The 12,788-nt window shown below is 36.7% G+C and carries 12 protein-coding genes, 2 tRNA genes and 3 pseudogenes; 11 read left to right on the forward strand and 6 right to left on the reverse strand.

Going from position 1 to position 12,788, the window contains the following annotated elements; genetic code table 11:
* Nucleotides 1-452 precede the first annotated feature (452 nt).
* The 4 genes and pseudogenes from JCM15092_RS15905 to JCM15092_RS15910 form a co-directional block, all read right to left on the reverse strand.
* Nucleotides 453-938, reverse strand: a pseudogene (locus JCM15092_RS15905) (DUF6144 family protein); the annotation flags it as partial.
* Nucleotides 939-1,530: 592 nt separating this feature from the next.
* Nucleotides 1,531-1,603: transfer RNA gene (locus JCM15092_RS11365), tRNA-Lys, on the reverse strand.
* Nucleotides 1,604-1,639: 36 nt separating this feature from the next.
* Nucleotides 1,640-1,712 (reverse strand) — tRNA-Lys (locus JCM15092_RS11370).
* An 87-nt stretch (nt 1,713-1,799) separates the two neighbouring features.
* A pseudogene (locus tag JCM15092_RS15910) lies at nt 1,800-2,602 on the reverse strand (MBL fold metallo-hydrolase).
* A gap of 205 nt (nt 2,603-2,807) precedes the next feature.
* Here JCM15092_RS15910 and JCM15092_RS11380 point away from each other — a divergent pair.
* The 11 genes and pseudogenes from JCM15092_RS11380 (at nt 2,808) to JCM15092_RS15920 (ending at nt 10,207) form a co-directional block, all read left to right on the forward strand.
* Nucleotides 2,808-3,131, forward strand: a complete 324-nt coding sequence (locus tag JCM15092_RS11380; RefSeq protein WP_024994769.1) for an ArsR/SmtB family transcription factor — start codon at nt 2,808-2,810, stop codon at nt 3,129-3,131.
* 72 nt (nt 3,132-3,203) lie between these two features.
* Nucleotides 3,204-3,437 carry a thioredoxin family protein gene (locus JCM15092_RS11385; RefSeq protein WP_024994770.1) on the forward strand — a complete coding sequence of 78 codons (234 nt, stop codon included), beginning with the start codon at nt 3,204-3,206 and terminating at the stop codon, nt 3,435-3,437.
* 10 nt (nt 3,438-3,447) lie between these two features.
* Nucleotides 3,448-3,909, forward strand: a complete 462-nt coding sequence (locus JCM15092_RS11390; protein ID WP_024994771.1) for a nitrophenyl compound nitroreductase subunit ArsF family protein — start codon at nt 3,448-3,450, stop codon at nt 3,907-3,909.
* Nucleotide 3,910: 1 nt separating this feature from the next.
* Complete coding sequence (locus JCM15092_RS11395) at nt 3,911-4,618, forward strand: aromatic aminobenezylarsenical efflux permease ArsG family transporter (protein ID WP_024994772.1); 708 nt, start codon at nt 3,911-3,913, stop codon at nt 4,616-4,618.
* Between the two features lie 26 nt (nt 4,619-4,644).
* Nucleotides 4,645-4,974, forward strand: a complete 330-nt coding sequence (gene arsD, locus JCM15092_RS11400; protein WP_024994773.1) for an arsenite efflux transporter metallochaperone ArsD — start codon at nt 4,645-4,647, stop codon at nt 4,972-4,974.
* A 5-nt stretch (nt 4,975-4,979) separates the two neighbouring features.
* Nucleotides 4,980-6,691, forward strand: a pseudogene (arsA, locus tag JCM15092_RS15915) (arsenical pump-driving ATPase).
* A gap of 4 nt (nt 6,692-6,695) precedes the next feature.
* Nucleotides 6,696-7,124: an arsenate reductase ArsC gene (locus tag JCM15092_RS11410; protein WP_024994774.1), complete on the forward strand. Its 429-nt coding sequence runs from the start codon at nt 6,696-6,698 to the stop codon at nt 7,122-7,124.
* A gap of 7 nt (nt 7,125-7,131) precedes the next feature.
* Nucleotides 7,132-8,178, forward strand: coding sequence for an ACR3 family arsenite efflux transporter (gene arsB, locus JCM15092_RS11415; RefSeq protein WP_024994775.1), 1,047 nt, complete (start codon nt 7,132-7,134; stop codon nt 8,176-8,178).
* 207 nt (nt 8,179-8,385) lie between these two features.
* On the forward strand, nt 8,386-9,201 hold the full coding sequence (locus JCM15092_RS11420; protein ID WP_024994776.1) for a helix-turn-helix domain-containing protein: 816 nt from the start codon (nt 8,386-8,388) through the stop codon (nt 9,199-9,201).
* 69 nt (nt 9,202-9,270) lie between these two features.
* Nucleotides 9,271-9,678, forward strand: a complete 408-nt coding sequence (locus tag JCM15092_RS11425; protein WP_024994777.1) for a pyridoxamine 5'-phosphate oxidase family protein — start codon at nt 9,271-9,273, stop codon at nt 9,676-9,678.
* 4 nt (nt 9,679-9,682) lie between these two features.
* Nucleotides 9,683-10,207 carry a GyrI-like domain-containing protein gene (locus tag JCM15092_RS15920; RefSeq protein WP_034541966.1) on the forward strand — a complete coding sequence of 175 codons (525 nt, stop codon included), beginning with the start codon at nt 9,683-9,685 and terminating at the stop codon, nt 10,205-10,207.
* A gap of 8 nt (nt 10,208-10,215) precedes the next feature.
* On the opposite strand, the gene JCM15092_RS11435 is transcribed toward JCM15092_RS15920, so the two are convergent.
* Nucleotides 10,216-10,455, reverse strand: a complete 240-nt coding sequence (locus JCM15092_RS11435; RefSeq protein WP_034541964.1) for a DUF6965 family protein — start codon at nt 10,453-10,455, stop codon at nt 10,216-10,218.
* Between the two features lie 11 nt (nt 10,456-10,466).
* Nucleotides 10,467-12,776: a translocation and assembly module lipoprotein TamL gene (tamL, locus tag JCM15092_RS11440; protein ID WP_024994779.1), complete on the reverse strand. Its 2,310-nt coding sequence runs from the start codon at nt 12,774-12,776 to the stop codon at nt 10,467-10,469.
* Nucleotides 12,777-12,788 lie beyond the last annotated feature (12 nt).

Consider the following 12,788-nt stretch of genomic DNA (forward strand, 5'->3'; position numbering starts at 1 on the left):
TTAAAATATCTAAAGTTAATCATTCCTAACAAAAGTATATAAAATAAATCTATATATCAAAATATTTTTTACATAAATTAATTAATAATGATCATAATTCAAAAGCATAGAATCTATGCAGAAATAACAATATGATTCATCAGCTAGTATAATAAAATCTGTCATGATTGATTCATAAACCGATCATGACAGATTGATCAACGAATCATGATCGGTTGAATAACTTATCATGATCCGTTTCTTAGTGAAGAAGATTGATAATACAGCCGTGAACTTTAAGTTTATAGTTAAGCATTACGACGTTAACGGTAAGCAACTATCTATACAATATACAAGCCACTGGTAGACTATGTATAAAATAAAAAGAGAATTAACCATTAAGAAATTAAGAGGCATTAACTTTATTCTCAAATTTGAACTTGATAGCCTTAACATCTTAATGGTTAGAAAAATTAGAATAAGATTGTACCCAACGGCACAATTTTCATAAGGCATTCATCATCGCCAACTTTGATGCTTTTGAGCAGCTCAACATCGACTTCACATCCAAACGCTTTCTCGAAAAGCACTTTACTGTAACCGGTAGTGCACTGACACCAGGTTTTCGTCGGTAATTTTTGCACTTCGGCAAGCATCGGGCAGGGACAGAACGGAAACATAAGAAAAAGTGCTCCGTCGCGATATGACAAGCCGGCGGCTTGAGCTTTCTTCTGCGAACCGAATTCCTCCAAATTGGAAGCGTTTGCCATCAACTCTTTTACCAATGCCAGTTTTTCGTCCATCTCATAGCCGCATTGGCAGCTGATTCGGATGCTTTTGACGGTTGGAGAATCGAAACTTTCTTCCAAACGTTTCATCGTGTTTGCTACCCAATCCTGATTGTTTTCCAAAGGATGATCCACAATTGTTTCTGCCGTATTTTCGTCGCTTTCGTTTTTACAGCGTTGAAAATCGCCTGTTCCTGAATTTTTCTTATATCGAACATAGTTTTTTGATAATTATTTAAAATAGAAATAGTTGTCCCAAAAAAGGGATACTGTTTTCCTGATAATAAAAAGTACACGAAACCTTTCCCGAAAAGAGTATTCGGAATAATCAAACATTAACCTGTGGTTTTCTGAGGTTAACTATGCTGCAATTACCAATTTAAGAATAGTGTTCAAGGTTATTATTTTTGGTCTAGATGCAAAGATAATGAAAACATTCATTCCGTTTTCTATTTTAATACAAGAATTGTTGAGTATAAATTAACTTTAGTAACCCTGTAAATAATGAATCTTACATCATCCCCACTGAATGTGGCTCTAAATGATTTCAGCTTTGCATTGAAAAACTACAATTTATAGGAGTAAGAGATATTTCTTTCTTCTTATTCAGATTATCCAAAATTTATGCTTAAATCTTCAAGCCCTCAGAATTTCGGTATGATCCTAAAATATCCACTGATCCGCTGATCCCTTAATTCGATGTAAATAGCTGATATATAAGTAAAAAGGAAACTAATTAATATTTAGTTTCCTTTTTACTTTGTACACCCTCAGGGATTCGAACCCTGGACCCACTGATTAAGAGTCAGTTGCTCTACCAACTGAGCTAAGAGTGCAAAATAATATAATTCTTTTTAAAAACGCTTCAAGAGTACACCCTCAGGGATTCGAACCCTGGACCCACTGATTAAGAGTCAGTTGCTCTACCAACTGAGCTAAGAGTGCATTTCTGTTTTGCGGTTGCAAAGGTAGGCTATTTTTTCAAAAGCGCAAATAATAATAATGTTTTTTTACCCCTTTCCATCACATTTTTCAATCTAGAAAGTATATTTCAGAAGGAATAGTTCGCCTCAGTGCAACCAACTGAAAGTCCTTTCCTGCGATGATTCCTCTATCAAGAAGATGCATCTCAACGGTCTTATATGCCAACTCCGGATGGTTATTATCTTTACTTAAATGGCAGAGCATATATACTTAAGATTTGCTTGGAAATTTTCTGCAAGGAATTCGGCAGTTTCTCTATTGCTCATATGACCATTGGGACCAGCTATCCTCTCCTTAAGATATTTGGGGTATGGACCCATAGCCAACATCTCATCATCATAATTTGCCTCCAATATTAAATAATCTGCTCTTTTTATGTATTTGGCTGCAGTTTCAGTAATATGACCAAGATCAGTAAGGAATGAGAATACCTTTCCATCTATCTCAATGCAATAACCTACATTGTCGGTTCCGTCATGAGGTACCTCAAAAGCTGTGATCTTGAAATCTCCTACCTCAACACTCTCCTCTTTTTTTATGAAATTGACAGAGGTAGATAGTTTTTCTGTTACACAATAACTCTTATTTATTCCTTTATGTATTTCGGGTGTAGTGAATACTGGTATGCCATATTTCTCTCCAAGGTTTCCTACTGCTTTTATATGGTCTGCGTGGTCGTGAGTGATGAATACTGCTTTAATCGTGCTAAAATCTAGTTTGTAGTCTTTAAATATCTTTTTTACATTTCTTATTCCTATTCCTGCATCAATCAATATGCCATTTTTTTCAGTTCCTAAATAGTAACAATTTCCGCTGCTTCCACTTCCTAAACTTAAAAACTTTATTTTCATTATCGAGTACTATCTTTATTCATTCTAAAAACAAAGAACAAATATAGGTAAAAAGAAAGAGCCAATCTTTACTTTTTAAGGAAATAAAAGAATATGATTGATTATTGATAAAATCCTTAGATATGTTTATCTGTAATTTTTTTCAGATTATGTTTTGATATTTATTTATCTATTCGTAGTTTTGCGAACAACAAACAAAATAATTATGAAAGATAAAAAGTATACATCTGAACAGGAACAGATTGCTCGCTTTGCTAAGGCGATGGGACATCCTGCAAGAATGGCGATACTGTCATTCCTGTCAAACCAAGAGAGTTGCTACTTTGGTGGAATTCATGAAGAATTACCTATTGCAAAGGCTACTGTATCACAACATCTTAAAGAGTTGAAGGATGCTGGGCTGATACAAGGTGAAATTGAAGGCCCTAAGGTGAAATATTGTATTAACAAAGAGAATTTTGAATTAGCACGTAACCTATTCCATAATTTTCTGTCGGAACCTAAATGTAAAGGTGACGAGTGCTGCTAGGAACAGCTTTTTTTTAATATGTATATTCGTAGTTCTGCGAATAACAGACAATAATCTATAAATTAATAAAATATGGAAATTAAAGTATTGGGAACAGGATGCCCAAGTTGTAAGGCATTGTATGAGACTGTAAAACAGGCTGTCGAAGAAATTGGCAGTGATGCTTCTGTGATAAAAGAGGAAGATCTGCTGAAGATTATGAACTATAATGTCTTATCACTTCCTGCACTGGTTATTGATGAAAAAGTTGTTTCAGCAGGAAAGAAATTATCATTAAATGAGGTAAAGAAATTTATTAATCAATAATAATCTGTTTATGAAAAGCTTATTTTTTTATTTAATGCTACTATCAATGACTCTTGCCTCATGTGGAGAAAACTCAAAGAGCGAACAACAAAATAATAATGAACCAAAAGAGGCTACGTCAAAACTATCTGCCAACCATATTGAGGTACTATACTTCCATGGAAGCCAAAGGTGTATAACATGTAGGGCAATCGAAAGTAATACATTGGCACTTCTTGATTCTCTATATACCAAAGAGAAGGCTGACGGAAAAATTGTATTTCGCGTAATAGATATCTCGGATGAAAAGAATGAGAAGATAGCTGACAAATACGAGGTGACTTGGTCTTCCCTATTCGTAAATGGATGGAAAAATGGAAAAGAGAGCGTAAACAATATGACTGAGTTCGGCTTCTCATATGCCAAGAATTCTCCAGATGAATTCAAGAAAGGTCTGAAGGATAAGATTGATCAAATGCTAAGTGAGCTATAAGATGGATATTATTCAATCTATATTAGACAGTAGCACTATTCCTACAATTACAACTTTCCTATTAGGAATATTGACTGCGGTGAGCCCATGTCCTCTTGCAACTAATATTACTGCCATAGGCTTTATCAGCAAGGATATTAAAACTCCGCATCGTATATTCATAAATGGACTGCTCTATACTTTAGGGAGGATGCTAAGCTACACTGCTTTAGGATTTATCATTATTCCTATATTACGCGAGGGAGCAAGCATATTCATGATACAGAAGTCCGTAAGTAAGTATGGAGAGATGTTTATAGCTCCGGTAATGATTATCATTGGGATAATTATGCTCGACATCATTAAACTAAACTTACCTAAAGTGAATGTAGGTGTTGAGCGTATAAAGGACAGATTAAAAGGTGGCTGTGGTGCTACATTCCTAGGAATTCTTTTTGCTCTTGCTTTCTGTCCCTCAAGCGGTTTAATATATTTCGGGATGCTTATGCCACTTTCTGCAGCCGAGTCAGGTGGCTATCTGTTACCTGTTATATATGCTATTGCAACAGGTTTGCCCGTAATCCTCTTTGCATGGATATTGGCTTATAGCATGGCAGGCTTGGGTAAGTTCTATAACAGAATACAAGTTTTTGAGAAGTGGTTCCGTAAGATAGTAGCTCTTCTTTTTATTGCCATTGGAATATATTATGCAATAGTATTTTATTTATAAACAATAATCATAAAAATAATATCGTTATGAAAAAAATAGAAATATTCGATCCTGCTATGTGTTGCCCTACAGGATTGTGTGGAACAAATATAAACCCTGATTTGATGAGAATTGCTGTAGTAATTGAGGCTCTTAAGAGACAGGGAGTGACTGTAGTACGTCATAATCTACGTGACGAACCACAAGTGTATGTTACAAATAAGGTAGTTAATGAATTCCTTCAGAAAAATGGAGCGGAATCTCTGCCAATCACTTTGGTAGACGATGAGGTTGCTGTATCAAAAGGATATCCAACAACCAAACAGATGAGTGAATGGACCGGAATTAACCTGGATTTGATGCCTGCATATAAGTAATTGAGATGAAAGAATTTAATATTAATGATATGGAACTCACCAAATACCTATTCTTTACCGGAAAAGGTGGTGTGGGTAAGACATCTTTGGCTTGTTCAACAGCAATCGGACTGGCTGACAGAGGTAAGAAAATATTACTTATCAGCACCGATCCTGCATCCAATCTGCAAGATGTATTTAATGAGTCACTGAATGGACATGGTACCGAGATTAAAGAGGTACCTGGTTTGACAGTGGTAAACCTAGACCCTGAGCAGGCTGCTGCTGAGTACAGAGAGAGTGTGATAGCTCCATATAGGGGACTTCTTCCTGTGAGCGTGATACAAAATATGGAAGAACAACTTTCAGGCTCTTGTACTGTAGAGATTGCTGCATTCAATGAATTTTCTGATTTTATTACATCGGCTGAGAGTGCAAGGAGTATGACCATATTATTTTTGATACTGCTCCTACTGGGCATACTCTGCGTATGTTACAACTTCCTTCTGCATGGAGCACTTTTATAAGTGAGAGTACTCACGGAGCATCTTGTCTGGGACAACTTTCAGGATTGGAAACTCGTAAAGAGATATATAAGCAAGCTGTAAATACTCTGGCAGATGGAAATGCAACACGTCTTGTATTGGTAAGCCGTCCTGATACTGCTCCTCTTAAGGAGGCCGCTCGCTCTTCAAAAGAGCTTCAGCTATTGGGTATTAAGAACCAGCTGCTGGTAATAAACGGATTGCTTCAAGAGACAGACGAAATGGATACTCTCTCGTCACAGATCTATGAACGTCAACATGGTGCAATGAATAATATTCCTGATACACTAAAGGGTTATCCTATCGACTTTGTTCCGTTACGCTCATACAACCTCTCATCTATTGAGAATATAAGACGTATGTTGCTTGATGATAAGATAAAGGATGTAAATGGTTATACTCCGCTCACTCCTTCGCATACTTTGGATTCATTGGTTGCCGATCTGCACAAAAGTGGTAAGCGTGTCATCTTTACAATGGGAAAAGGTGGCGTAGGTAAGACAACTATAGCAACAGAAATTGCTCTTAAACTGAAGAGCATGGGTACTAGTGTACACCTTACAACGACCGATCCTGCAAATCACCTCAACTATGAAGCTGCTATAAAAGCGGGAATCTCTGTTAGCAGGATTGATGAAGAGGAGGTATTAGAGGCTTATAAAAATGAGGTAAGAAGTAAGGCGGCATCAGTGATGACAGCAGAGGATATGGAGTATATCGAAGAGGATCTTCGTTCTCCGTGTACTCAAGAGATTGCTGTATTCCGTGCCTTTGCAGAGATAGTTGACAAGGCAGAAAATCAGGTGGTGGTTATTGATACTGCTCCTACGGGGCATACTTTGTTACTACTGGATGCTACTGAAAGTTACCATAAAGAGGTGGAACGTACTCATGGGGATTCTCCTGAATCGGTAAAGAAATTGCTTCCAAGACTGAGAAATGAGAAGGAAACTGAGGTGGTTATAGTGACATTGCCTGAGGCAACTCCTGTTTTCGAGGCTCAGAGACTGCAAGCTGACTTGAAACGTGCCGGTATACATAACAGATGGTGGGTAGTAAATGCTTGTCTTTCACTTACAGAGACAAAAAATAAGTTCCTGCAGACAAAAGCTCAGAATGAGTTGATATGGATAAAAAAGGTTGAGGAATTGTCGAATGGCAATACAGCACTTATAGCTTGGAAAAATAGTTAGAACAATGAAAATATTAATTCTTTGTACGGGAAATAGTTGCCGTAGCCAGATGTCACATGGCTTCATGCAATCATTCGATAAAAATCTTAAAGTCTTTTCGGCAGGTACCAAACCTGCTGAAAAGGTAAACCCTATGGCGGTGAAGGTGATGGCTGAGTGTGGTATAGATATATCTCAGCATAAGCCTAAGAATGTAAACATTTACGTTGATGAGCCATGGGATTATGTTATAACTGTTTGTGGTGGTGCTATGGAGAGTTGCCCTACTTTTGCAGGAAAAGTAAAGAACAGACTGCATATCGGATTTGATGATCCTTCTGAAGCTGTAGGCAGTGTCGAATTTATAGATAGCGAGTTTCATAGAGTATGTGATGAGATAAAAGAGCGTTTCTATGACTTTTATATCAACGAAGTAAAACCTCAACTTAAATAGAAATATCATGGAAGAAAAAAAAGGAATAGGCTTTTTTGAAAAATACCTCACTATATGGGTTGTCTTATGCATTGTTATAGGTATCGCTGTGGGACAATGTATTCCTGCCATACCTGATACACTAAGTAAGTTTGAATATGCTAATGTCTCAGTTCCAGTAGCATTGCTGATATGGTTGATGATATATCCTATGATGTTGAAAGTGGACTTTCAGAGTGTTAAGAATGTGGGAAAACGTCCTAAAGGTATAATAATAACATGTGTCACAAACTGGCTAATAAAGCCATTCACAATGTTCGGTCTTGCATGGATCTTCTTTTTTGTTGTATTCAAGGCTCTTATTCCTGCTGAACTGGCTAATGAGTACCTTGCCGGTGCTGTGCTGCTTGGTGCTGCTCCTTGCACTGCTATGGTATTTGTATGGAGTTATCTTACTAAGGGTGATGCAGCATATACGTTGGTACAGGTAGCTGTAAACGACCTGATAATATTAGTGGCTTTTGCTCCTATTGTAGCATTTCTGCTGGGTATTGGTGGAGTTGAAATACCTTGGGACACACTCCTACTCTCTGTATTGTTGTTTGTTGTAATACCTCTTACAGCAGGTGTATTAACACGTCTTTATGTAGTAAAGCGTAAGGGAATAGAATACTTCAATAATGTATTTGTTAAGAAATTTGATAACTATACTATTGGAGGACTTCTTCTTACACTTATTATATTATTCTCTTTCCAAGGTGAGACGATTATGAATAATCCGCTTCATATTCTGCTTATTGCTGTGCCACTAATTCTGCAGACATTCCTTATATTCTTTATAGCATATGGATGGGCTAAATGGTGGAAACTTCCTCACGATGTTGCTGCACCGGCAGGTATGATTGGTGCAAGTAACTTCTTTGAGTTGGCAGTGGCTGTAGCTATCTCACTTTTTGGATTACAGTCTGGTGCTGCACTTGCCACGGTTGTAGGTGTGCTTGTTGAGGTACCTGTGATGCTTATTCTTGTTAAGATTGCAAATAATAGTAGAAAATATTTTGAAAGAGCTCTATAGCATATGCTATAGAGCTCTTTTTTATGCCTTTATATATTTTACACCTATTCCTACATCAATCAATAAGCTATTTTATTGATTAAGATTCTCTCTTTTTTTGTCAATTATTACAATGTATAGTTTTGAATAACAAAAAGATAATAATAGAATAATAGTTAGTTATTTTGCCTATCTTTGAAGTCAGTTTAAAGATTAAATATATACATTATGTATAATGAATACAGGCCTTGCGATTTATTGTCTCCATTTATTCATCGATTTTGGGAATTTAATGGCAATATAACAAAAGGCATGCATTTTAATATACTTCCCGACGGATGCACTGACATTATTTTTACTCTTGGAGATGTAGCAAATGCATGTGGGGATGATATAAGGCTGCGGCCTTACAATACTTATTTTATCGGTCCGATGTCACAATACTCTGAACTGATTACTGATTCGGATACAATAAATATGCTTGGCATACGTTTCCGACCATGCGGATTGAGCAATTTTGTCTATATACCATTAAATGAACTTCGCAATAAACGAATGCTCTTTTCCGACATAGAGGCCCTATTTGATAATTCCATTACTGAAATTCTGTGTGAAAAGAAGAATATCAGAGAGAAAATAGATTTCTTGGAAAAACTTCTCATTAGTCGCTATTATAACAGAGGTAATGAGATAGATCGTAAGATCCTGCTAGCTGTAAAGGAGATAGATTCGAGTTATGGGACACTGTCAATAAATAAGTTATCGGATAGTATAAACATGTGTCAAAGACATCTTGAAAGGAAATTCAAGATGTATACAGGTTTCTCTCCCAAGGAGTATAGCAGGATTATCCAATTTAAAAGAACTATGGATTTGCTGTCGGGCACAGAATATGATAATCTACTATCTGTGGCTGTCCAGGCAGGATATTATGATGTGGCTCATCTATCTAGAGAGGTCAAGAAGTTATCAGGTTCTTCTCCTACTTCATTTATATCATCTCCTCAACCGCTAGATGAGTCGTTGGCATATTATGGACTATAAAGTCGATTTTATACAACATTGTCTATTCACAAGATTATAATTTTGTCAATATAAATTAAACAATATAATATGAAGACTATTTTAGAGAAAGCAAATGAGATTTTGCAAAGATGTGATGTAGTTGTACTTACATCAGTTAACAGTGAAGGTTTTCCAAGACCAGTACCACTTTCGAAGATTAGTAGTAACGGACTTAATGAAATCTGGTTTGCAACAGGTAAAGGTTCTGTTAAGGTAAGAGACTTCTCTACTAACAATAAATCGGGAGTCTGCTTTTACGAGCAAGGGAATAGCATAGCTATGGAGGGCATAACTGAGATAGTTTCAGATATAGAATCTAAGAAGAAATTTTGGCAGGATTGGTTCATCGAACATTTCCCAAAGGGAGTTGAAGATGAGAACTATATACTTTTGAAATTTATTGGCAAAAATGCTACCATCTGGATAGATGGAGAATTTGTCCATACTAAAATTTAAGGCTATGATTTGGATTATTGTATCGATTATCATTGCTACTATTATTGTTGTATTGGCATATTTTGGAGCATTCCATAATGTTACCATCCGGACGGAGAATGTCGGTGGTGAGACTGTGGTATATAAGAGTGTGTTAGGTGATTATAGACAGACGGCATCTGTCTCTGACGAAGTCTATTATTATCTTCAGGATGAGTTGAAGATTGTTACTTATAAAGGAATAGGTTTATACTACGACGATCCAAAGAAGGTGAAGAAAGAAGAGTTGAAATCGGATGTAGGATGCATAATAGAACCTGAAGATATTGAAAAGTTGGAGAATGCTGATTGTAAATATAAAATAAAGAAGTTACCCGTCCAGGAGTCAGCTGTCACTGAATTTCCTTTCAAAGGCTTTCCATCTGTTATACTCGGTCTTATTAAGGTATATCCTAAAATGAATAGATATGTGATAGAAAATAGTATTGCCCCGAAACCATCGGTTGAAATTTATGATATTCCAAACAAGAAAATAATATATAGAAGATGAGTCATCTTCTATATATTATTTTTTTCAAGATTATTTTTTATTATTTCCAATATTCGTATAGAACCTGTCATCTTAGGATTCTCATAACAATCGTATGCCTGTTCGAAAAGATGGGCTACTGTTTCTTTAAGGTCCGGAGAGAATGCAGATGAGGTGATCTGCATAGATTCGGGTAGCTTCTGTTGGTCAAACCAAGCTTTTAGAGCATCTATCTCTTCTAGAGTATATTTTTTCTTTTCCTGTGCCATTATTCTTATTATTAAAATGGATAACCTACTGCAAAATGAAAGGCAAAATCTCTGCCGAAATCAGGACGTGTGATTGGATATTTCTCCTTCCCGGTACGCATCGGATTAATCGCTTTCATACCTCCATCGAATCTGAGAATAAGATAATCAAGGTCCATACGAATACCTAAACCATAAGCTACAGCTATCTGATTATAGAACTTGTTTATCTTAAAGACACCACCAGGCTGGTCGGAGTTCTCTTTCATATTCCATATATTTCCTGCATCAACAAAGGCTGCACCATTGAACTTCCAGAATAGATGTGTTCTATATTCAAGGTTCACATCTAACTTAATATCACCTGTATAGTTCAGGAAGTCGAGCTTGCCGTCTGTACTTCCCTGGAATGCACCTGGACCTAATGAACGTACTGTCCAACCTCTAACACTGTTTGCACCTCCTGAGAAATATCTCTTCTCGAATGGAAGCATCTTTGAGTTGCCATAAGGTACAGCTATACCACCACCTATGTGGAATACCAGACTGTTGCGTGGGTCGATTACGAAATTCTTTGTATAATCTACATCGGCTTTTACATATTGTGCAAATGGGATGTTGGCCAAAACAAAGCTTTCATTGTTCTTTGGTGCAACATTAGCCAACTTAGAAGCTGCATAAAGAAGGTTTCCTGCCTCTTCGAAACTGAAACGTATAGTGTATGAATCTTTAGTAGGATTCTTGTTTACAGATGTCCCAAGACTGTTGAAGGTGTAGTTATACCCCATCTTTACTATAAGTTGGTCTTCGTAACTATATTTCAGCAGAGAGTTTGATCCTGTCATATTATCCAGATAGTCGCGGAACTCATCAGAGATTTTTGGCATATAGATATAGTTGATATCTATAAGGTCGAAACGGTGGATATTTCTAAGACGGCTCCAACGGTAACTCCAAGATGCTGATGCTGATGTACGTGAGAACTCAGGACGTATCTGTGAACTGAACTTAATTCCCAATTCGGATGTAGCTCTAATCTTATTTTTGAATGATGAAGAGAGAAATGGGAACATAAACTCAGGGAAGTTAAGATTTGACTCTATTCCATACTCTGTATAGTTGTCACTGGCATATCCACCTTTAAGTCCTGTGATGGCCTCGTATGCTCCTCTTAGCTTAATCATAAATGACTCGGAACCTCTGAATAAATTCTTATGCATAAAGGCTACTGATGCTGCTGCACCAATATCTCCAGCCGAGTTTGTACCTTCAAGCTCAAATGAGAGGGACTTATTGTTGGCCCTTGCCATAAGAATGTATGCATCAAGACTGTTAGGAAGTGAATCATTCTCAAGGAAGCGGATGTTTGAATATTTCAAGGCATTAAGTCGTCCTAATGAGTAGTAAGTATTTCTTACATCCTGATCATTGAACAAACCATCTTCCTTAATTCTGTTGGCATTGTTCATCACCTTTGGCCTTAGGTAGCAATTCTCCTTGAAATAGATATTTCTGCCTTTGTACTGGATAGAGTCGTAACTACTCAATGTCGACTCATCAATGCGAGGTATGTTATCGTCGGCAACAAAATTGACGCTGTTGACTTTATACTGACTATGATCTGTAGGTGCATCCTCTTTCCTCTTTTGATAAGGAAGAAGACGCATTGTAAGGTCAATCTGATTGATGTTTCTGCTCGTATCAGCTTGATAAACTATAAAATCCTTAGTGAATTTATAATAGCCATTATCCTGAAGAAGTTTGTTTATACGGTCTCTCTCGGAATTGAGTACATTTACATCGAAGAGCATTCCCTCTTTTATGAGACTCTGCTCTTGACTGCCTGATATCAGTTCTCCAATCTTAAGATCTTTGATGTCATATGCTATTTGACGGATATAATATGGATGTCCGCTAATAATCTTATAAGTAAGCTTGAGTTTGTTTTTGTTTACCTTCTTCTCCATATTTACTGTAGCACCCATATAGCCGAAGTTTCGTGCAGCTTTTTGCATTTCATCTTTGGTCTTGATGGCTGTAGCTTCATCGTATATAACGGGTGCATCACCAATTTTACGGAAAAATTTGTTGATAGCTTTAGTGGAGTCCCTGCCTGAGGCGGAATAGATATACATAGGTATTTTAACTATATTGAACCACTTAGCATTTGGATTCTGACGTATATAGTTATTGAAAAGAGCAGGTTTCAACTCTTTTTTGTCTGTCTCAATCTTTACTTCATCGAGTAAATACTTCTTTTCGGGAATGAACTTACTTACTGAGCATGAGGCAAATAGGAACATTGAGAATATTGTTGTATAAACTAACGCGCTTTTCTTCATATAAATCTTTAC

The sequence above is a fragment of the Phocaeicola paurosaccharolyticus JCM 15092 genome, assembly GCF_000613805.1.
In the GTDB taxonomy this organism is placed as follows: Bacteria; Bacteroidota; Bacteroidia; order Bacteroidales; family Bacteroidaceae; genus Phocaeicola; species Phocaeicola paurosaccharolyticus.

Bases quoted from the DNA above. Each gene is read 5' to 3' on its own strand.
- JCM15092_RS11380 (WP_024994769.1), top strand. From the start codon at position 2,808: ATGAAAGATAAAAAGTATACATCTGAACAGGAACAGATTGCTCGCTTT.
- JCM15092_RS11385 (WP_024994770.1), top strand. From the start codon at position 3,204: ATGGAAATTAAAGTATTGGGAACAGGATGCCCAAGTTGTAAGGCATTG.
- JCM15092_RS11390 (WP_024994771.1), top strand. From the start codon at position 3,448: ATGAAAAGCTTATTTTTTTATTTAATGCTACTATCAATGACTCTTGCC.
- JCM15092_RS11395 (WP_024994772.1), top strand. From the start codon at position 3,911: ATGGATATTATTCAATCTATATTAGACAGTAGCACTATTCCTACAATT.
- arsD (WP_024994773.1), top strand. From the start codon at position 4,645: ATGAAAAAAATAGAAATATTCGATCCTGCTATGTGTTGCCCTACAGGA.
- JCM15092_RS11410 (WP_024994774.1), top strand. From the start codon at position 6,696: ATGAAAATATTAATTCTTTGTACGGGAAATAGTTGCCGTAGCCAGATG.
- arsB (WP_024994775.1), top strand. From the start codon at position 7,132: ATGGAAGAAAAAAAAGGAATAGGCTTTTTTGAAAAATACCTCACTATA.
- JCM15092_RS11420 (WP_024994776.1), top strand. From the start codon at position 8,386: ATGTATAATGAATACAGGCCTTGCGATTTATTGTCTCCATTTATTCAT.
- JCM15092_RS11425 (WP_024994777.1), top strand. From the start codon at position 9,271: ATGAAGACTATTTTAGAGAAAGCAAATGAGATTTTGCAAAGATGTGAT.
- JCM15092_RS15920 (WP_034541966.1), top strand. From the start codon at position 9,683: ATGATTTGGATTATTGTATCGATTATCATTGCTACTATTATTGTTGTA.
- JCM15092_RS11435 (WP_034541964.1), bottom strand. From the start codon at position 10,455: ATGGCACAGGAAAAGAAAAAATATACTCTAGAAGAGATAGATGCTCTA.
- tamL (WP_024994779.1), bottom strand. From the start codon at position 12,776: ATGAAGAAAAGCGCGTTAGTTTATACAACAATATTCTCAATGTTCCTA.